14 protein-coding genes and 1 pseudogene are annotated in these 20,392 nt (G+C 60.2%); 7 read left to right on the forward strand and 8 right to left on the reverse strand.

What is annotated here, in order from left to right; translation table 11 throughout:
* The first annotated feature begins 20 nt into the window (after positions 1–20).
* The 6 genes from ASE71_RS27970 (at position 21) to ASE71_RS27995 (ending at position 5,754) form a co-directional block, all read left to right on the forward strand.
* Entirely contained in the window at positions 21–1,283 is a 1,263-nt protein-coding gene (locus ASE71_RS27970; protein WP_244496943.1) for an adenylate/guanylate cyclase domain-containing protein, read from the forward strand.
* 268 nt (positions 1,284–1,551) lie between these two features.
* A complete protein-coding gene (locus ASE71_RS27975) occupies positions 1,552–2,403 on the forward strand; it encodes an alpha/beta fold hydrolase (protein ID WP_034791903.1) in 852 nt (283 codons plus the stop codon).
* Positions 2,404–2,683: 280 nt separating this feature from the next.
* Positions 2,684–3,145 carry a RidA family protein gene (locus ASE71_RS27980; protein WP_090427905.1) on the forward strand — a complete coding sequence of 154 codons (462 nt, stop codon included), beginning with the start codon at positions 2,684–2,686 and terminating at the stop codon, positions 3,143–3,145.
* 140 nt (positions 3,146–3,285) lie between these two features.
* Entirely contained in the window at positions 3,286–3,921 is a 636-nt protein-coding gene (locus tag ASE71_RS27985; protein WP_060521219.1) for a response regulator transcription factor, read from the forward strand.
* Positions 3,922–4,369: 448 nt separating this feature from the next.
* Entirely contained in the window at positions 4,370–4,951 is a 582-nt protein-coding gene (locus ASE71_RS27990) for a TetR/AcrR family transcriptional regulator (protein WP_060521220.1), read from the forward strand.
* Between the two features lie 71 nt (positions 4,952–5,022).
* Positions 5,023–5,754, forward strand: a complete 732-nt coding sequence (locus ASE71_RS27995) for an SDR family NAD(P)-dependent oxidoreductase (RefSeq protein ID WP_060521221.1) — start codon at positions 5,023–5,025, stop codon at positions 5,752–5,754.
* A 190-nt stretch (positions 5,755–5,944) separates the two neighbouring features.
* Here ASE71_RS27995 and ASE71_RS28000 read toward each other — a convergent pair whose 3' ends face one another.
* The 4 genes and pseudogenes from ASE71_RS28000 to ASE71_RS28010 all read right to left on the reverse strand — a co-directional run bounded on the left by ASE71_RS28000 (position 5,945) and on the right by ASE71_RS28010 (position 10,725).
* On the reverse strand, positions 5,945–6,583 hold the full coding sequence (locus ASE71_RS28000) for a response regulator transcription factor (RefSeq protein WP_060521331.1): 639 nt from the start codon (positions 6,581–6,583) through the stop codon (positions 5,945–5,947).
* A gap of 105 nt (positions 6,584–6,688) precedes the next feature.
* Entirely contained in the window at positions 6,689–7,081 is a 393-nt protein-coding gene (locus tag ASE71_RS37180) for a response regulator (protein ID WP_244495237.1), read from the reverse strand.
* A 9-nt stretch (positions 7,082–7,090) separates the two neighbouring features.
* Positions 7,091–7,723 (reverse strand): annotated as a pseudogene (locus ASE71_RS37185) (response regulator transcription factor); the annotation flags it as partial.
* The gene (locus tag ASE71_RS28010; RefSeq protein WP_060521222.1) at positions 7,720–10,725 is read right to left on the reverse strand and encodes a PAS domain-containing protein; all 3,006 of its coding nucleotides are present in this window, start codon (positions 10,723–10,725) and stop codon (positions 7,720–7,722) included. The gene ASE71_RS28010 and the pseudogene ASE71_RS37185, both read right to left, overlap by 4 nt.
* 354 nt (positions 10,726–11,079) lie before the next feature.
* On the opposite strand from ASE71_RS28010, the gene ASE71_RS28015 reads away from it, so the two are divergent.
* A complete protein-coding gene (locus tag ASE71_RS28015) occupies positions 11,080–15,231 on the forward strand; it encodes a PAS domain-containing protein (protein WP_082566513.1) in 4,152 nt (1,383 codons plus the stop codon).
* Positions 15,232–15,485: 254 nt separating this feature from the next.
* Here ASE71_RS28015 and ASE71_RS28020 read toward each other — a convergent pair whose 3' ends face one another.
* From ASE71_RS28020 to ASE71_RS28035, 4 genes are all read right to left on the reverse strand, one after another.
* Entirely contained in the window at positions 15,486–17,192 is a 1,707-nt protein-coding gene (locus ASE71_RS28020) for an adenylate/guanylate cyclase domain-containing protein (RefSeq protein WP_060521224.1), read from the reverse strand.
* A gap of 289 nt (positions 17,193–17,481) precedes the next feature.
* Entirely contained in the window at positions 17,482–18,420 is a 939-nt protein-coding gene (locus ASE71_RS28025; RefSeq protein WP_060521225.1) for an XdhC family protein, read from the reverse strand.
* A gap of 1 nt (position 18,421) precedes the next feature.
* On the reverse strand, positions 18,422–19,003 hold the full coding sequence (locus ASE71_RS28030) for a UbiX family flavin prenyltransferase (protein WP_060521226.1): 582 nt from the start codon (positions 19,001–19,003) through the stop codon (positions 18,422–18,424).
* A 4-nt stretch (positions 19,004–19,007) separates the two neighbouring features.
* On the reverse strand, positions 19,008–20,381 hold the full coding sequence (locus tag ASE71_RS28035) for a UbiD family decarboxylase (RefSeq protein WP_060521227.1): 1,374 nt from the start codon (positions 20,379–20,381) through the stop codon (positions 19,008–19,010).
* Between the last annotated feature and the right edge of the window lie 11 nt (positions 20,382–20,392).

Raw genomic sequence — 20,392 nt, forward strand, 5'->3', positions numbered from 1 at the left:
GGACCGCAAACAGAGGCGTATTGGGCAAACATCTCGGGGTTCGCACTCTGCACCGCGCCTGCCCTCCTCAAACGCTCGTATACGTCTCTCGCGGTCACATCAGCGCGTATGTTGAGGCCATGGGATTGGAGCTAAAAACTGAAATGCGCGAGCAGATTTTGCACTGGCTCGCGACCGGGATCCGCGACGAGCCCTTGGCAGAGAAGGTTTTTGCCGAGCTCTGCGGTCGGCTCGTGCGCTGCCGCGTCGCGCTGAGCAGAGCAACGCTTCATCTGCGCGTGCACCATCCACAATGGCTGGGTACGCGCATGACATGGGTGCGCGGACAATCGACCGCCAACATCCAGACCATCGCTTATGACGTCGAGGCAACCGACGCCTTCCTTCGCAGCCCCTTTCAACTGGCGATCGTCAGCGGGCTGCGGGTTCGGCAGAATTTGCAGATCGTCGGTCCACATCGTTTTGCGGTCTACGAAGAACTGAAGCACGCCGGCCACACGGACTACGCCGCGTGGCCTCTCGATCATACGCAGGGCCGCCGCCACCTCCTCACCTTTGCGACGGACCGGCATGGTGGCTTTTGCGCAGAGGAACTGGAACTGTTCGACGCGCTTTTGCCCTGGCTGTCCCTCGTCACCGAAATCCGCGTCAAGAGCCAGCTGGCTCGCACGTTACTGGACACCTATGTCGGCTCGCATGCCTCTGCAGAAGTGTTGCGTGGCGCAACCAGACGAGGGACGGGCGCCACGATCAATGCAGCAATTCTCGTCTGTGATCTGAGGGACTTCACCCGTCTGTCGGACCGATTGCCGCGTGACGAGCTGATCGAAATCTTGAACGGCTTCTTCGACGCTGTCGGAGAGCCGATCGAACAGCATGGCGGAGAAATCCTGAAGTTCATCGGAGACGGTCTGCTCGCCGTTTTTCCCATGGACCGGCCGCAGGCCTGCATGCACCTCATCGCGGCGGTCCAGGAGGGGTATCAGGCGGCATCCCGGCTTTGGCCGCAGGACGACCGAATGCGCTTCGGCATGGGCGTCCACCTCGGCAAGGTCAATTATGGCAACATCGGTTCAAGACACCGTCTCGACTTCACCGTGATCGGGTCAGCCGTCAACAGGGCCTTCAAGCTCGAGGCGCTGACCAAACGCCTGCGCCGTCCCGTCCTTCTTTCGGGAGAATTCGTGGACGCGGCAGCCTGCCACGAGCAGACCGAACACCTCGGGCGACACGTGCTCGAGGGCATAGAAACTGCCGTTGAGGTCCATGCCCTGCGACTTTAAAGTCCCGAGACATCGCGTTGACGTTCAGGCCCTTGAACGGCCGCGAATGGTCGCCGAAACCAAGGTATACCTTTCCCGCCATACGCCAACTGCTAGCGTCTTCACGTCGCATGCCGGCCGTTACTCCCGGAGAAACAGGGTCCCGCAGGGCGTCGAAACGGTCCTCCGTTAACGACGGCGCCCACCGCAGGACCGCGCTTCGAGAGCTCAGCATCGCGGCCCGAAACCACCATTTGATGCGGCACGACCAGCACAGAAAGGAATGGCCATGACAGCCGAGCAACCCGGTCACGGATACGTAACGACAGAAGACTCGACCAGGATTTTTTACAAGGATTGGGGTCCGCGCGACGCGCAGCCGATCGTGTTTCATCACGGCTGGCCATTGAGCGGAGATGACTGGGACAACCAGATGCTCTTCTTCCTCGCAAAAGGCTATCGCGTCATTGCCCACGACCGTCGTGGCCACGGGCGATCGGAGCAGGTGAGCGGTGGCCATGACATGGATCACTACGCCTCCGACGTGGCCTCTCTCGTGCGGCAATTGGATCTGCGCAACGCGATCCATATCGGGCATTCGACGGGCGGAGGCGAAGCGACCCGGTACGTCGCCCGTCACGGCAAGGGGCGTGTGGCCAAGCTCGTCCTGATCGGCGCCGTGCCACCGCTTATGCTGAAGACGCCGAACAATCCCGAGGGGCTTCCGATCGAGGCGCTCGACGGCTATCGCGAGGCCCTTGCGGCCAACAGGGCGCAGCTCTATCACGACATCGCAAACGGCCCTTTTTACGGCTTCAACCGGCCAGGCGCCACGCCGTCCGCAGCGGTCAGCCACAATTGGTGGCGACAGGGGATGATGGGAGCCGCCAACGCCCATTACCTTGGCGTCAAGGCCTTCTCGGAGACCGACTTTACCGAAGACCTGAAGATGATCGATGTGCCGGCGCTGGTGCTGCATGGCGATGACGACCAGGTTGTTCCGCTCGCGATTTCCGCCCCCCGTTCAGCTCAGCTCCTGAAGAACTCCACCCTCAAGATTTACAAGGGCTTCCCTCACGGCATGGCGACCACACACGCGGACGTCATCAACCAGGACATCCTCAGCTTCATCACCAAGTAGCGTGTCAAAGGGCGCCTCAGGCGCCCTTTTTCCACTAGACGGTGGGGGTTCGTCACACTCAGAAGTGCCCGCAAATCCGCCGCCGGCCGCCGGGAGCATTTTTCCGGCGAACTGCTCCTCGATGCCAAGTGCATTTGGATAGCCAAACTTCAGTTTACTTTCGGCAAGGCCGGCCCAGCCGTATTGGTAGAGCGACGTCATGAGAGGTCTAACCGACCGGACTTTGAAACGGAAATGAGCGGTTGAGGCCACCGCCCGCCCGGAAGGAATGGAGGATTTCATGTGTTCCCCGATCAAACGGACCGCAAACTTCGGTGTGCCATGGGAAAAAGCCTACGGCTATTCCCAGGCCGTGCAGGTTAAAGGCATCATCTATGTCTCCGGACAGCTAAGCCACGACAGGGCCGGCAACCTCGTGGCCCCGGCAAGGCTGGACCCTGCCGGAAGACCAGTCGATTTTTCGAGCATGGAAGAGCAGATGCGGCAGACCTACGCCAATGCCGTCACTGTCCTTGCCGAATTCGGCGCTTCACTCGACGACGTGGTCGAAGAGACACTCTACGTACTCGATGTGGACGCCGCGTTTGCGGCCGCTGGCAGGGTCCGCAAGGAAATGTATGGAGCGGAGATTCCGGAGTGTGCGAGCAACCTGATTGGTGTTTCCCGCCTGGCATTTCCCGAACAGCTGATCGAGGTCACCTTTCGGGCGATCGCACCGTGTGTTTCGCTTTGTAGCGTCTGACTGCAAACCATCGAGTGCTGACGGAACATACGGAACGGTCTTCGAACCCACGGGAGGGCAAACCTTCGTTTTATAGCCAGCAAAACCACGGCGGATAAAATGGGCGGATGTTGGTTCTTGACGATCAAGGGAGCTAAGCGATGCCCGAACGTTCAAACCCCATCGAAACCGCCACCGACGTCAACGTGGTCCACATCATCGACGACGATGAGAGAATTCGCTCGGCGCTGCTTGAACTCTTTGGCTCTTCCGGAATACCGGCCGAAGCGTTCGTCGACACTGCGGATTTCGACGAAAGGGGCGATCCAGAGGCCGTAGGGTGCCTGTTGCTCGATGTGAAAATGCCAGGCATGAGCGGTATCGAGTATCAAAGGAAACTGTCGGATGCAGGCTTCGAACTTCCAATCGTTTTCATGACCGGCGATGGAGACGTCCCGACGAGCGTCACCGCCATGAAGGCGGGAGCCGTCGATTTCCTGTTGAAACCCTTCGTGGTGGACGACCTACTTTGTGCGGTCGCCGCAGCCATGGAGGAAGGAAAAAAGCAGCGGGATATGGCTCTAAGGAGAAAGCATGCCCGCCAGTGCGCGGCCAGTCTCACCCCACGTGAGAGGCAGGTCATGAAGCTCGTCACCGAAGGTCTCATGAACAAACAGGCGGCATACGAACTGGGAATCAGCGAAATCATGGTCAAGCTTCATCGCGCAAGCGCTATGAAGAAGATGCAGGCCCGGACCTTCAGCGACCTCGTAAGGAAGTCGGAACTTCTGCAGTGAGGTCTCGGCGGGAGCTAAAAGACGGAAATGATCGACCACGCCTCTTTTCCGGCCGCCGTGGTTAGGATGCATGCATCGCCTGTCCTGAACGACAACCGGCTCCGCGCCGCGAACGGCCCGCTAAACGAATGTATAGTGATGCGGATGCGTGAAAGACCGTAAGCTTTCATCATCATCCTTCGCCGGCACCTTCTTTAGGAGGTGATGATCTAAGTGTCGCAGCCCCCTCCCCGCGGCACGACTGCCAAAGGCCGGCACACCTAGGGGCCGTTTGCCCATGGGCAGGCGGCCTCCCTTTCCCTGGCAAGGGTCGTCACCTGCGGAATTATGTAGCAAATACCACCAACCGAAAACGATGAGGCGTTGTCAGCTTTGCGCCAGGAGCGGTCATCCGGCTTTTAGACAAGGTTATTGACAGATCAGTCAATAACAGCTACTACCCTTTCCCATGGCAAGACCAAGAGAGTTTGACCGCGACACGGCTTTAGACAAGGCCTTACGGCTGTTCTGGGCGAAGGGATTTGCAGCGACGTCAACCGACGATTTGCGCGAGGCGATGGGCATCGGCAGGCAAAGTCTATACGGCGCATTCGGCGACAAGCGTACCCTATATATCGAGGCGCTCGACACATATCAGCGGCGAACCAACTCGGGCCACCTCAAGAGGCTCGGCGAGCCGACCTCGCCACTGAAAGGCATCGAGGACCTGCTCACTGGCCTGGTGTCTGATGACGATTGCGAGCGCGCCCTTGGTTGTATGGGCGTCGGTTCCGTTGGCGAGTTCGGCATTACGGATGAAGAACTGAATTTGCGCCGAGAGAAGGCGAGCGCCCTGCTTGGTCGACGTATCGTCGAACGGATCGAGGAAGGCCAACGGTTGGGAGAGGTCGATCCCGGGCTTGACCCGGTAGAGGCGTCGGCATTCGTTCAGATGGTGATGGCGGGACTTCAAGTGGCAGCACGCAGCGGTGCTGCGGCTTCAGACCTCAAGTCGATGGGGCGCTTCGCGATCCACAGACTGAAACCGTGAGTTTGCCTCTTCAAACGAAGAGGCTTTCTTTTGCCCAATAATGGACTAATCAGTCAATAAAGGAGAATGGCATGACGATCAATCAGCGTAAAACCGCACTCGTCTTCGGTGGTTCACGTGGTATCGGCGGGGCAGCCGTCGAACAACTGGTGAAGGACGGCTTCGACACGGCCTTCACCTACGTGTCGCGTCCGGACAGTGCCAATGCACTGGTCGCGAACATTGGGTCCATCGGCGGCCGAGCTATCGCCATCCAAGCCGACAGCGGTGACCCCGAGGCTATTCGCGCGGCCGTGGCAAAGACTGTGGACCTCCTTGGACCAATTGATGCTGTGGTGGTCAATGCAGGCATATTGCGTATCAACACCGTCGATTCTGTAAGCCTGGAAGAACTAGACATGATGCTCAACATCAACGTTCGGGGTGTCTATCTGTCGATACAGGCCGCCGTGCCGTATCTTAAGGATGGCGGCCGCGTCATCACGATTGGCTCCAATGTGGCCATCAGCACTGGCTCGCCCGGAGCGAGTGTCTACCAGCTCACCAAGGCCGCCGTCGCGGCCATGGTCAAAGGCCTTGCGCTCGATCTTGCGCCTCGGCGAATCACGGTTAACAACATCCAGCCAGGCCCAACAGAAACCGACATGAATGCCGGCGCTATCGAAATGCTGTCGGCCCGGAGCCCGTTGAAGCGCGTCGCCGCTCCAGAAGAGATAGCAGGCGTGGTGTCATATCTCGCCAGCCCAGCTTCATCCTACATGACTGGATCAAGCCTGACGATCGACGGTGGAATGACGCTCTAGGTCGGCGCGAACGCATCCATGTGCGGGACCCCGACACTGTTGGCCGCGGTTCCGCACGTTGAACTCCTGTGTTCGTGGAATGCAAGCTCCAGTCTCGAGCGATTGTCGCCGGATGTCCGCTTCGGGCCTAAAAGCGGCCATTGGTGACAGTTGCTACATAACTCCGGATTCCTGCAGGCCTGTGAGTTGCTCAATTCCGTCGTAGCTGTTCAGTCTTTCGCACGAGATCTGCCAGCGAACGGCTCTGCATCTTGCGCATGAGGCTCATTCGATGGAGCTTCACGGTCATTTCGCTGATGCCGAGCTGGTAGGCGACCTGCTTGTTCATCAGGCCACTCACGACTGCAAACATCACTTCCTGCTCGCGAGGAGAAAGAGTATCTGCCAGCGCCCGGATCCGGTCGCGTTCCGCCTCGACCTTGCGGCGCTCGGCGTCGAGCTTAATGGCACGATCCACCGCCTCGAGCAGATCGTGATCGGCGAACGGCTTGGTGATGAAGTCCATGGCGCCAGCCTTCATCGCCTTTACGCTGGTCGGGACATCTGCATGCCCCGTCAGAAAGATCACCGGCAGGCGACTACCAGCAAGAGAAAGATGCTCCTGGAGGTCCAGACCCGTGCCCCCTGGCATGTTGAAATCAAGAACAAGGCAACCGGGCGCCCGGATGTCTGCCGTCTCCAAAAACTCAGGCCCGTTCGAGAACGCAGTCACCCGCTTTTGGGTCACCATGAACAAATCGAGCAGCGCTTCCCTCATGGCCTCGTCGTCGTCGACGACGTAGACGATCGGTTCCGCAGGCTCTTCCGTCTTGGTTTGAGCGTGTTGCATCAGATTGGCCTCTGTTTCGTCCCGCATGCATCGTCGACGATCACGACGGGCGGGCGTTCGCTTTGACAATGTGCCTGCGAAACGACCGTCGGCTCTAGCGGCATCTCAAGTTTCATCGTTTCCCTCCATGTGCCGGTCACCCAATGCGGCGGCCAGCGTCGCTAGCAGAACCTGCGCGTCGAAGGGTTTTCTGAAGCAGCTCGTCCGGTCGCGCGCACTCAACTGATCGGCGATCTCGTGCCGGCCAGTCATCAGGAAAACAGGAAGGCCCGGCTCTTTCGTCTTGACCAGGTCCCTCAGTTCGAACCCGTCCATTCCCGGCATCCCTATATCCGTAATGAGCGCATCCAGACCCGGGAGCCCAGCGGAAAGCAGCGATCGGCCAGACGAGAAGCTGCGAGCCGAGTAACCGGCCGACTCCAACAGATCCTCCAGGGACTCCAGCAATCTCGGATCGTCGTCAACGATCGCGACGACCTGCCGATGCGGCAAAGCCATCGATTTCACGCCTGTCTTGCGGGCATGGGTAACGGGTATCTTCAAACGTTCGGCGATGCGCACGAGGTCGGCAAAGGAGTCTGCCTTCATCTTCTGCATCACATTTCGCCGGTGGATCTGCAGGGTCACCTCGCTGATGCCAAGTTCTGCGGCCGCCTGCTTGTTGAGCAGCCCGCTTATGACCAGCGGCAGCACCTCCCGCTCGCGCGGTGTCAGGTCAAGGTAGCGTCGCCTCAGCTTTCCGAACTCTGCGCGCTCGGCCCGTCTTTTCTCATCCTCGGCTATGGCCGCATGAATGGCGGCCATCAAATCCGCGTCGGTAAACGGTTTGGTCAAGAAATCGACCGCGCCATCCTTTATGGCCCGCACCGACGAACGGATGTCTCCGTGACCGGTTATGAATACGATCGGCGGATGCTCCCCTTTGGCTATTTCGCTTTGAAGGTCGAGACCGTTGATGTCCGGCAATTCGATATCCAGAAGCAGGCAGGCAGGCGCATCCGGTTTTTCCGAATTGACATAGTCTCCGGCCGAACCGAAGGCGATCGCCTGGATACCGTGTGAGGCCAAGAGCTCGCACAGGGCCTCGCGGATCCGATTGTCGTCATCGACGATGAAAACTGTGTATTCCTCGTTCGTCATGCCGCTGCTTCCACTTCGATCGGCAAGGTAAACGTGAAGGTTGCGCCATTTGTTTCATTGTTTTGCACCCACAGCCGCCCCCCGTGCGACTCGATGATCGAACGACAAATTGCCAGGCCCATCCCCATTCCGTTCACTTTCGTCGTAAAGAAGGATTCGAATATTCGTTCCGGAAACTCGACCCCCGTGCCAATGTCGCTGACCTCCGTCGCGACGAAATCCCCCACGCGACGGACCTGGACACGAACGACGCGGTCGCGGGCCACAGCGTCCATCGCATCCATGCCGTTGCGAATGAGGTTCACCAGAACCTGTTGAATATGCACCTGATCCACCGCAACATAGGGAAGGGTTTTCTCGATATCGACGTCGACCCGAACGCGACGGCGCATGGCCTCCTCCGCGATGAGATGAACGGCTTCGGCGATTGCGCTCACGAGATCGCTATCGCTCTGAGGCTCGACACGCTGCTTGAACAGGGCGCGGATGCGGCTGACGACTTCCGAGGCGGAGTTGGCATCACGGATAATGCGTTCGGCAGTTATCTTTGCCCGCTCGAGATTGGGTGGTTCAGCCAGCAACCAACGGTGACAGGCATTGGAATTGGCCACGATCGCTGCCAATGGTTGGTTCACCTCGTGGGCGATTGACGCCGAAAGCTCGGCCAGGCTCGCCGATTGACTGGCTCTGGAAAGTCTCTCTTGCGCAAGTCGCAATTCGTCCTCAGCCTGAACCTCGCCATCAATATCAAGGCAAATTACGTTCCATTGGACGATCGCACCCTCCAGATTGCGCATGGCAGCCGCTCTGGTCTCGACCCACCGATAAACGCCGTCAAACCTCCGTAGGCGATGCTTGCGCGCATAGGGTTCGCCCGTGGCCAAGGAATGCGCATACCTCTCCTTGACGCCTGCGACATCGTCGGGATGCACCCCGGCATCTAGCGTTGCGTCCAGCCGGGACTTCGCCGTTCCGTCCAGGTCCTCAAGATTATACCCGAGAAACTCCCGCAACTGTTGGCTGCGATAGACCGGCTCGCCGTTTGGTGCGGCGCAGTCGATCATCGCCGGCAACGTCTCAACCAGTTGCCACAGTGACCGCTCCCGTTCACGCAGCGCATCTTCGACGCGCAATTGGTCGTCGATATCATGTGACAGCCCGTACCATTGCACGATCTGCCCGCTATCGTCGCGCAAGGGTTCTGCATTGCTTTCAACCCAGCGATAGACGCCATCCGACCGGCGCAGGCGAAACCGTTTTGAGAAGTTCTCGCCGGTCGCGACAGACCGGCCCAGTGCCTCCTCGAGGCCTGAAGCATCGTCCGGGTGCACGGACGCTCTGAAGGCGGACGCCAGACGGCCCGGGTCTGGCTGTTCGGAATTGGCAGCGTCGAGACCGAGAAAGCACATCAGCCGCTTGTTGAAAAACGTTGGCTCGCCCTGACGGTTCAGGCGCCAAAGCAGGCTGGGAACGATGTCGACGAGCTGTAAGAGTTCCCTTTCTCGGTCGCGCAACGCGTTCTGCGCACGCATCTCGTCATCGATGTCGATCGAGATCGCATACCAGTTTACGATCGCCCCTTCCTGGTTGATCAGCGGCACCGCGCGTCCTTCGACCCAACGATAGACGCCGTCCGAGCGGCGCAAACGATACTTCATTCCGTAGGATTCGCCTGTCGCCACGGAATGGCGGACCGCTTCCAGGAGACGCGCGGAGTCGTCCGGATGCACGAGCATTTCCATCGCCGTCGCCAGCCGGCTGCCAGCCGCTGTTTCCAACTGTGCAAGATCTTTCCACCCATAAAAATCAAGCAGGCGCTTGTTGAAAAAGGTCGGTTCGCCGTTGGGCCCCAGTCGGCGGATGTGAACTGGGACCATGTCAACAAGTTGCGAGAGTTCAAGCTCTCGGCCACGCAAAGCTTCAACGGTCTTCTTGTAAACATCGATGTCGAGCGCGATGCCGAACCAACCCAGGATGCGGCCTCGGGCGTCGCGGGCGGCCCGGGCGGCAGTTCTGGCCCAGACATAACTTCCCGATACGCGGCGGAAGCGAAACTCGACATTGAAGTCATCCCCCGTTTCGAGGCAACGATTCCATACCGCTGCGGTCCGCTCATAGTCGTCCGGATGCAGCAATTGCTTCCAGGCCGTGTGACCTTCGTCAACGGAAATGTTCAGTTGCTCAGGCGTGACGCCGAGCGAGTTCTGCGCAAATGGATGCAGGTAAATCCATCGTCCGCGCGCATCGAAGGCCCAGCCGTTGCCGAATATGCTCTCGACAGCTCTCGCAGACCGCAGTGGTTCTGGTTCGCCAGCGCTATCGGATGCCGCAACCATGCGAGGCTCGCGATCCGTCACCAACTCATCGATATCGACGCTGACGCTGTATCCGGGCTCGGCGCGTGTTTCCGTCCACCGATACTTGCCGTCGGGCTGGCGCTTCCTGTGCCTCGTTACCTGCGGAACGCCCGTCCAGAATGCACGCGCGGCTGCATGCGCCGCTGCGGTTCGGTCGTCGGGGTGAATTGCGCTCAATGAGCTTGGCAATTCCTGTACGGCCGCCTCCGCGGTATCGACAAAACGAGCGGCGGCGGCAGACGTTTCGATGTCGATGATCGCGCCGTACCAGCCAAGGATATCATCCTCACCATCACGCAAGGGCTGAGCAGACGTTCGACTCCAACCGTAAGCGCCGCTTGCGCGCAGAGTTCGGTGTTCGATGTTGAAGTGCTGGCCAGTTTCAAGGCACCAGCGCCAGAGCGCCATAGACCGCTCGTAATCATCCGGATGGATCATTCGCCTCCAGCCCAGCGGACCACCATCCGACTGGTAGCCGAACTCCTCAAGCGTCAAGTCCAGCCGCGACAGTACCGCAGGGCTGACGCAAACGATCTCGCCGGCCGAATTCGCCGCCCAGGCGTTGCCGACCACGCTTTCGATGATCCGCACCGCCTGCATTGCTTTCAGCCCGATTTCGTCAGGTGAATCGAACGCCTTCGTCATTGCCTTCTCCTGCAGGACGAGGAAAGCCACTATCAGCGCTCTGCATAGCAGTTGTTCTCGAGAGTCGGACTGCGCAAACTATCCGCCATCCTATTCTCGCCGCGTCTCGCCTGCATCCTATGGAAATCTATGACAACTGAGCGGTCTATTCTAAGCTGTACTTGAGCATAGGCGAAGAGTAGCATCCGGACTCGCCTGGCAGCACGCCTTCTCATAGACTTCCATAGGCTGCGGTATGGCCGTGATTGCGATAGGGTTAGAGGAATGGTTGGTTCGCCCCGCCAGACTTCGTTTACAGCGCCTTGGTAGACCCCCCACGGTGCCCAGGCTTTCTCTGTCCGATCGGAGCAGCCGATGGAATCAGCTTCTAGAGCAATTAGCGACAGCCATTCAGAAACAGTCGATCATCCGGTGCAAGGGCTCGAGCGAACGTCGCCAGGGCCGGCGGGGAGCGCGTTGCCGTGGGCGCCGACCGAACGACCATCCGTCGAGCGAGCTTCCCACTGGCGGCGGTTCCGATCAAGCCGACCGCAGGTTTTGCATCTCGTTGCGTTTTTCGCCGCCTACGTGCTGGGCTGCGGATTTGCGAATGTCCTTGCTATCGTCCCGGGCATCACCGTCTCGATCTGGCCTCCCGGCGGCGTGTTCATGGCGACACTCATCCTCACGTCTCCTCACAGCTGGCCCTGGTGGATCATCAGCGGCTGCTTTGCCGAGATGTTTGCCCAGCTCGTGTGGTTTCACAGCCCGCTTCCTGCAGGTTTCTTGATCTTCGTCGGCAACGCGCTCTGTGCCTCCGCCGGAGCGATGCTGCTCAGCAGCGCCATTGGCCGTCCCGTGCGGCTGGAAACCCTTCAACAGGTCCTCGCTTTCGTCGTTTTGGGTGCGGGAGTAGCGCCCCTCGCAAGCGCGACCGTCGGGAGTGCAACCCTTGCCTGGTTCGGCGTGAAGTCCCAGACATTCGCATCGGTGTGGCCACTATTCTGGATCGGAGATGCAACGGGCATCCTGCTGGTTGCGCCACTGGTGCTGGTCCTCGTCCGCTCCTGGCGCGGTGAAACCGGCCTGTCCGTGGCACACTGGACGGAGGCCGCCGTTCTCTGTTTCATCTTCCTCGGCGTTGCTGTGCTTTCCTTGAGCGCTCACTTCTTCCCCTCGCCCTACATCATTTTGCCGCTTCTGCTTTGGGCCGCCGCACGTTTCGAATTTCGAGGCGCTGCTGTCGCCTTGACGCTCCTGACACTGATTACGATGGCGCTCACGATATCCGGAGACAGCCAGTTTATCGGTGACGCCGGATCGCAAAGGCAGCAGCAGGTCATGCTGCAGCTCTTCCTCGTGATTTCCGCATTCTCGGCGCTTGTCGTCGCAGCCATCTCCAGGCAACACCAGCTGGCGCTGCTCACCGCCCGGCAAAGTGAACTGCGGCTGCAACGCTTGGCCGACGCCGTTCCGGCTCTCATCTGGAGCGCCACGCCTGACGGAACGCCGAGCTACCTCAACAAGTGGGCCACCGACACGACCGGGTTGGCGTTGACGGATCTGATTGCGGCCAATGGCAAGCGATCCCTGACGGACATTCACCCGGATGACCGCATTGCCACCGACGAAGCGCTGAAACGCGCGTTCGAAGCGGGTACGACCTTTGCAGGAAGGTACCGTCAGCGGCGGGCAAACGGTCCCCATCGATGGGTCGAGAGCCGGGCAACCCCTTTACGTGACGAAGCCGGAACGATTCTGCAGTGGTACGGCGTTTCCGTCGACATCGAAGACGCAGTGAGCGCTCAGGCTGCACTGCGCGAACGGGAGCAGGAGCTGCTGCAGCTTGTCAACATGGTGCCAAGCCACGTCTGGCGCTTGACGCCGGATGGCGAGCCCACCTTCTTCAACAAGCGCATGGTCGACTTTCTCGGCCTGGACATCTGTGACACGGACAAGCCGGGAAAAACCCGGCTGGCAGCCATGGTCGAAGCCTCCGTGCATCCCGCCGAGGCAGGCGCGTTCGTCGATCTGCTTCGCAATTGCCTCGAAACCGGTGAGGCCTTTGCCATGCGATATCGCCTGCGCCGGGCCGACGGCGTCTTTCGCTGGATGTCGAGCCGGGCAGAGCCAATGCGGGATCACTCCGGGAAAATCGTCCAATGGTACGGCATGTGCCATGACATCGATGATCTGACGCACGCCGAGGACGCATTGCGCCGCAGTCAGAGGCAGCTACAACGGATGATCGACGCAGTGCCGGTCCGCATTTGGAGCGCGACGCCATCGACCGGCTCGGTATACTTCAACAAACAGTTCAGGGACCGCTTCCGCTCGGTTGTCGCAAGCTTCGAAGCGCACGGAGAGCAGAGTATCGAAACTCTGCTTAAGAAGCTGATCCATCCCGACGACGCCGCAGCCGTCGGAGACACACTGCAAAGATGTTTCAAGACCGGTAGCAGCGCAACGTTGCGCTTTCGTTGGCTTGAAATTGAAAGCGGATATCGCTGGGTGGAATGCCGAGTCGAACCTCGCCTCAATCAGGAAGGAGAGATCGAGGAGTGGTATGGCGTTTCGCTCGATATCGACGATCAGATGCGCGCTCAAAACGCATTGCACGATCGCGAGCGCGAGTTGTCCCTGCTCGTCGATATGGTACCGGCCTTCATAGCCCGGCAGACCTCCAGCGGTGAACTCAGCTTTCTGAACAAACGGTTGATAGACTTCCTCGGATTCGATGCCATCGACGTGGACAAGCCGGGCATGACCCGCGCGGGCGCGATGATGCGTTCTGTCGTCCATCCGGACGATATCGCATCCGTACGGGAGAACGCCACGCACGGCTTCGCCGCCGGTGAACCCTTCTCCAACAGATATCGCATGCTGCGCGCTGATGGGGCGTACCGCTGGGTCGACGGGCGCTGCGAGCCATTGCGCGATCAAAACGGGACGATCGTGCAGTGGTATGCCGTTGCCATTGATGTCGACGATGAAGTGCGTGTCCAACAACAGCTCTTCGATCGGGAGCGCGAACTCTCGCAACTGGTCGACATGGTACCCAGCCCACTCTGGCGCTTAAACACGGACGGGGAACCGGTCTTCTTCAGCAAGAGCCTGATCGAGTTCCTCGGACATGACGTGAAGGACTATCAGGAATCGGTCAGCGTTCGCGCCGCTGCAATTACAGCCGCGCTTCACCCGGACGACGCAGCGAAGATGGATGCCACGCTGAGAGAGGCCTTCGCCACCGGCGAAAACTTCTCCCTGACCTACCGGCTGCGCCGTTCCGACGGCGTCTATCGCTGGATGTCGGGCCGCGGCGCTCCCTTGCGGGACGCCAACGGTCAGATCCTGCAATGGTTCGGCATTTGTCACGACATCGACGATCAGCTCCGCGTCGAACAGGTCTTGCGCGAGCGTGAGCGTTCGCTTCAACAACTCATTGAAACCTTGCCTGCGATGGTCGAATGCACCGACCCGAACGGCGATCCTGTCTACCGCAGCGAACAGCTTCGCGAGTATCTGGGATACAAGTTGGAAGCGCCCGATGGGTGGGGAGAAGCACGACCGTCGGGCGCGCTTGGTGCTGCCGTCCATCCCGACGATATGCCTCAGGTCCATGAAAACTGCGCCCATGCCCTGGCCACCGGTACGCCCTATGCGCAGAAGCATCGGCTTCGCCGGTCGGACGGAGAGTATCGCTGGGTGGAGACCCGGGCAGCGCCCATGAGGGACGCCGATGGGCTGATCGTCCAGTGGAACGTCATTTGCATCGACATCGACAGCGAAGTTCGAGCCCAGGAGGATTTGCGGGCCGCGCGCGATGGTCTTGCGCGTGCGTCTCAGGCCGCCAGCCTCGCCGAGCTTTCCGCCTCGATCGCCCATGAGGTGAACCAGCCGTTGGCAGCGATCGTGACAAATTCGCATGCGTGTCAACGTTGGCTTTCTGTTGAGCCACCAAACCTTGCGCGAGCGCAAAGGACCGTGGAACGCATTACGCGCGATGCAAACGCCGCCGCAGACGTCGTGAGCCGCATCCGTGCGTTGTTCACGAGGTCGGTAGAACCTGGGATGAGCACAACGGTGGACAGCGTCGTTGCCGAAGTGCGCAGCCTTATGGCCGAGGAGGCTATGCGGCGCCGCGTTCGCATCCAGCTTGACCTCGAAAGCGACCTTCCTCCGGTCGCTATGGATCGCGTGCAACTTCAGCAGATTCTGGTCAACCTGATCCGAAACGGCATAGAAGCGATGACATCCACGGCAGATCGGCGCATCGTCAGCCTGCATGCGACGCGTATCGAAGACGCAATCCGCATCGCCGTGAGCGATTGCGGCACGGGGGTCAAAAACCCCGACAGGATATTCGAACCTTTCTTCACTACGAAAAACGACGGCATGGGCATGGGATTGGCGATCTGCCGTTCGATCGTCGAGTCCCACGGCGGACGCCTGTGGGCACAAAAGAACGAGCTCCAAGGATCGACGTTTGTTTTTACACTGCCGATTGAAGCCAATCTAACGGCGTGACGATTGCCGCATAGGACCACCTGCAAAACGATCTCGGTCGCGTATGGCGCTATGGTTCTTCACCACCGCCAGCCGATAGCGTTCGCATGCAACTCCTGTAGCGGTAAGGAGTCCGCTGTCCGCGCAAGGCCAATAGCTGCCAAGGCGACCGTCGTGTCCTGATTGGATACGCCGCCGTGCGCGATAGGCATCGATAACGTCGCTAGTCAAAACGATGAGGCTGCCCGCAGGCCGATTGCCCTTACTCCCCGCTGTCACATCTCCGGCAGGCCAGCCTTTCGGAAGCCGTCTGCAAAGTGGTCTCGTACAAATGCATCGCGCAGCGGCTGGGAGTTGAGCCAATGGCCGATCGTGAAATGAGGGTGGGCGATCAGGAACAATTCTGATTCTCGCCGCGCCTCCTCAAGGTGGCCCATTTGCGCAAGCGTAGCAGCCAGGAATTTGCGTGAGTTGGTACGATACGTGTCTTTCCTGCGCAGTGTAGCCGTTGCCGCCTCATAGTCACGCGCGGCGTATTGCGCCTGCCCAAGATGACAAAGATACCAGCAGGCTGGATAGGGATTGAGCCGCAGAGCTTTTTCAATCTGTGCCAGTCCGTCGGCAACCCTGCCGTCCAGCACGGACATGTCCGACATGGCGGCCCAGGTGTCGGCGTGGTTGGGGTCTAGCTCCAGGGCCTTGGCGAAGGCGGCTTCTGATTCCTCCCATCGCCGTTCATAAGCCAAAATAGTCCCCAGAACGTAACGGCTGCCGGCATCGTTGGGGTCCAGGTCGACGGCCTTCTGCGCAAACGTCACCGCCATCTGACGGTTAGGATCTTCGGGCTCGCCGAAGTGAGTCCAGGCCAGCCAACGATTATAGGCGAGCAGACCGAGCGCTTCGGCATATGATGGCTCAAGCTCAACCGCGCGCTGAAGCAACACATAAGCCTCACGCGCAGTTTGCGGCGACTCTTCCGTCAGCAGGCGGGCGCGCACACACAGATCGTACGCCTCAAAATTCTTCGGCCGATTGCGCTGCGTCGGGATGGTCAGTCGGCCGATGAGGGCTTCAACAATCTTGGCGTTAACTTCATCCTGCAATTCGAAAACGTCTTCCACCGTCCTGTCAAACCGGTCGGCCCACAAGTGCTGGCCGCCAAGCGCGTCGATCAATTGTGCATTGATGCGGACACGACCCATTGCGCGTCTGGCGCTCCCCTCGAGGACGTAGCGGACGCCGAGATCCTGGGCGACGAGCCGTACGTCGACCGGCTTGCCCTTGTAGCCGTAGACGGAATTGCGCGCGATGACGAACAGGCCAGCTGTACGGGAAAGGTCGGTGATCAGGTCTTCGGTCAAGCCGTCGACGAAAGGCGCGTCCGCTTCATCCCCACTCGTATTCGTGAACGGCAATACAGCGATCGAGGGACATTCTGGCAGCGGCAAAATGCTCTGCAGCGCATCCGGCCAATGCCACACGTGCACCGGGCGAGCCAGGTTCTTTAGGTAGCGTTCGCCTGCATCAAAGAAACGGTCGCCGATCTTGCCGACGATCTCGCCGTGAACTTTGGCTGAAATGCAGATACCTCCCGGTGCGGCCAGCGTCTCTAGGCGCGCCGCGACATTGACACCGTCGCCGAGAACGTCTGAACCGTCGTCGATGACATCTCCCAGGTTGACCCCTACACGCAAAAGCAGGCGCCGGTCTGCGGAAGCTTCAACAAGAGTGGTGGCCCGTTGCATTTCCAACGCTGCTGCGACCGCGTCCACCGCGCTACCGAATTCGATTAAAAATCCGTCGCCCATGACCTTGAAGATGCGACCCTTGTGACGCATCGCAGCCGGCTCGATAACGCCAGAACGCAGTTTCCTAAGGTCCGCCAGCGTTGCGACTTCATCAGCCTCCATCAGTCGTGAATATCCCACCACGTCGGCAACGACGATGGCAGCAAGGCGACGCTGAAGAGATTGATCCGTCATGTAGAGGAGAAGCCTAACGACCGAACTTGCAAGGTATTGTTCAACCGCGAGTGAGTCAACAAGTGGTAAGAGGTAACGCCCCGGCGACCTCCAACTCCATCGAGCGTCATGGTCGTGACGCGGAGACAAGTATCCCAATCGCCGAGCCGCTGGTCATGCGGTTCCCCAGTCGAGGAGCATCGTCGACGCCATGATGTTCGGTCTTGAGCGCTTGGCCGGGTTCGTCGATCGCGCCTAGATGGACATATTGAGCGACGTTATCGGCACCCTTTATCCTCGGATGGGAGACCTACATCCAGTCGAGCCGCAGGCGCGCGTGTGCGATATCGGCCACGACCGAGACTGCGAGTGAACGTGCATCCCTCGCCTTGTCGAACAGGCCGATCGGCGCCTTGATGCGAGAAAGCAGACGCTCATCTCCCCCGCAATCACGCAGGAGCTGGCAGCGTTTCGCATGGGTCCGGCGGCTGCCAAGGGCGCCGATGTAGAACGCATTCGACGTCAGCGCCACATCGAGCAGCGGCAACTCGCGATCAACATCGTGGAAGAGGAGCGCGACTGCGGTGTCGCCGTCTAGTTCGTCAGGCGAAGGCACTTGCCCGCGCTCGAGCACGACTGTCTCGTAGCCGGCCGCAACAGCAACGCGGGCAACCGCATCGATCTCGAGCGGAGTGCCGGCGAGGATGACCCGCGGCCTCGGCCGGTAGGCGCGCACAAAACTCTCGCCGTACCAGCCGCTTGCCTCGCTGCCGTGCTGCAGCGAAAGGGCGCGCTTGCCAGGATGATAGCGTAGACCCACCGGCGAGCGATGTTGGAGGGTGGAAAGCGCCTGGCGCAAGACTGCCGCATCCGCCAATACATGGATCGCAAGGGTAATGCCGCCGCCACAGGGCAGGACAATATCAAAGAACGGGGACCCTTCGCCAAGTCGAAGCGTGCGATCAAGGCCCTTTCCAAGAGCGGTGATGGTTTCGGCGGCCACGGCCGCTTCGGTGCAACCACCGGAGACGAAACCGCAATAGAGACCGTCACTGCGCACGACCATTTGCGCGCCGAGGGCGCGCGCAGCGCCGCCCCGAATTTCGACGAGCGTGATGAGGGCCGTTGACTGCCCCTCTTCGAGCGATCGAGCGGCGAAAGACAGTACTTCGATTGCATCGTCCGACAGGAAGGCAGCGCGCGGTTCTGGCGAAAGCGTTTCCGGATCGGCGGCGATGCGGATCGTCATCTCACTCCACTCCCTGCGTTCCCCGCCAGCGGCGCACGATACCCGGATCGAGATCAAAGAGATCGAGCACGCGGCCGACGGTGTGGTCGACCATGTCTTCGATGCACTGAGGTTTCGCGTAAAAGGCTGGGACAGGCGGATAGATGATGCCGCCCATCTCGGTCACATGCGCCATGTTACGGATATGGCCGAGATGAAGCGGCGTTTCTCTGAGCATCAGGACGAGGCGACGACGTTCTTTCAGCACCACGTCGGCCGCACGGGAAATGAGGTTGTCCGTCGTGCCCGTGGCGATCTCGGCCAGCGTCTTGACCGAACAGGGGGCGACGATCATGCCGAGCGTCTTGTAGGAGCCAGAGGAACAGACGGCGCCGATATCCTTGTTGGAATGGGTGGTCGTCGCCAACGCTTCGAGGTCCTGTCTGGAAAACGTCGCCTCGGCCGCAAGCGTGATGCAGGCCGCACGCGACATGATCAGATGTGTCTCGATCTCGAGGTCACGCAGCAGTTCGAGGATGCGCTTGCCGTAGACCACGCCCGACGCGCCCGAAATGCCAACGATCATGCGTCTTGGATGCGTCATCGCCCTATCCCGCGCTTTTCAGGAGTGCTGCGGCGCGCGCGCAGGCCTCGTCGCTGATGCGGGCGCGCACGCCATGGAAATTCGGGCCGCGCGTCGCATCGAGCCCCATCCGCGAGGTCGTGCCGATGCCGCTGGCGGAGGGGTCGAGCGCATTGCCTGGCAGGCCTTCGATGATGACGACGTCCTTGTGCGGCTGGAAATGAGTGGCTAGCGCCCAGAGCACCTCACTGTCGCGGGTAATATCGACATCCGCGTCCGCCACGACCACGGTTTTCAGGTACTGGTCCCAGCCGAGAAGGCCGAGCATGACCTGCCGCGCCTCCCCCTCACGCGTCTGGTTCATGGCGATGTAGGCGTGAAAATGCGTGCCCGACGAGGGGTAGTGTACCGCGGTGATCGAAGGAAATCGCGCCTTCAGCTTCTCCACCACCTCGGCCTCGCGCGGCACGCGGCCGAGATTGAGGTGTTCGGCCGAATTGCCGCCGGCCACGCTGACAAGGATGGCATTGCGCCGGCGCATGACGGTTTCGACGGTGAAAAGGTTGTTGGTCGAGCGGTCGGAGGAATAGCCTGTGAACTCGCCGAACGGCCCCTCCTCCACATGCGCCTCGGGATCCAGCACACCTTCGAGCACGATCTCGGCATGGGCGGGAACACGAATGCCGTGCTTTGGCGTCCGCACCACCTGAAGCGGCTCGCCCATCAGGCCGCCGGCAACATCGCGTTCGTCTTCACCGAAGGCAAGTCGGGCAGAGGCGGCGATCATGAAGAGCGGATGGCCGCCGATGACCATCGCGACCGGCATCGGCCTGCCCTTCTCCTTGGCCATGTTCATCAGCCGCCAGAGATGGCCACGCGAATGCAGCGAGGTGGCGAGCGAATTCTTCGAATGGATCATCGCGCGGTGGTAGCTGAGATTGCCGGCGCCGGTTTCGGGATGTTCGCCGATGATGATGCCGCTGGTGATGTATTTCGCCCGGTCCGTGTCGAAGTGCTTGAGCATCGGCAACGCGTTGAGATCGACGGCATCACCCGAGACGATCTCCTCGGTGATCGGACCTTCCTTCAGGACTTCCGGCGTGAACGGCCGGTTGGCGCGCGCCTGGTAGGCCTCGTGCAACCTGTCGGCGGTCGAACCGAGCAGACGGGCGATACGATCGCGTGAGGCAAAGATGTTGCAGAGGACCTCGCTGCCGACGCCGCTGACATCTTTCAGGTGCAGCATGGGATGTCGCCCCCGCTCAGCCAGGTTCCAGATCAGCGCTGTCGCATCCTGATCGTCTAAGACCGGCTGGTCGATGGTGATGATATCTTCGGGGTGCTCCGCCCTGTAGTCGGCGAGGAAGCTGCGGACATCTTGCTTGTGGTACTGGGTCATATCTTAGCCTC

Source organism: Ensifer sp. Root954, assembly GCF_001429005.1.
Taxonomy (GTDB): domain Bacteria; phylum Pseudomonadota; class Alphaproteobacteria; order Rhizobiales; family Rhizobiaceae; genus Ensifer; species Ensifer adhaerens.